Source organism: Parendozoicomonas verongulae, assembly GCF_009711465.1.
Taxonomy (GTDB): domain Bacteria; phylum Pseudomonadota; class Gammaproteobacteria; order Pseudomonadales; family Endozoicomonadaceae; genus Sansalvadorimonas; species Sansalvadorimonas verongulae.
This window is the reverse complement of sequence record NZ_SMME01000702.1, coordinates 1,971-2,585: the sequence shown is the minus strand read 5'-3', so window position 1 is coordinate 2,585 and position 615 is coordinate 1,971. Positions and strand designations below refer to the sequence as shown.

Annotated in this window: 1 protein-coding gene; it reads right to left on the bottom strand. The window is 56.1% G+C overall.

Going from position 1 to position 615, the window contains the following annotated elements; genetic code table 11:
* Positions 1–260: 260 nt before the first annotated feature.
* On the bottom strand, positions 261–615 hold a 355-nt coding region (locus E1189_RS23420), incomplete at its 5' end, for a hypothetical protein (RefSeq protein ID WP_196221136.1).

Here is a 615-nt window from a genome sequence, read left to right as displayed (position 1 = left end):
GCCGCCCGGGTGCGCAATCTGGTAAAGATGACCAGGGCCTTTTGCAGGTTGCCTAGACCCCCTGATATCTGGAGATATCTGCCCAGCGTTAACTCGATATCCTTATCATTACAGGGGGTGTTCACCCGTCCCCCGGCCGCTCGGGTGCGCAGTCGGGTAAAGATCTCCAGAGCAACTTCCAGACTGCCCTTGCCTCCAATGGTCTGAAGATATCTGCCCAGTGTTAGCTCGATATCCTTATCATCACAGGGGGTGTTCGTTCATCCTTTGTCATCACAGGGGGTGTTCGCCTGCCCCCCGGCCGCCTGAGTGCGCACCTGGGTATAGATACCCAGAGCCGCTTTCAGGTTATCCTTACCCCCCATAATCTGGAGATGTCTGCCCAGCGTTAACTCGATTTCCTTGTCCTCACAGGGGGTGTTCACCTGCCCCCAGGCCGCTCGGGTACGCAGCCGAATAAAGATCTCCAGAGCTGCTTTCATGTTGGCCGTGCCCCCGATGCTCTGAAGCAATCTGCCCATAGCCAGTTCGATATCCTTATCATCACAGGGGGTATTCGCCTGCCCGACTGCCCTTGTGCGCAATTGGGTAAAGATGTCCATGGCCATTCGCATA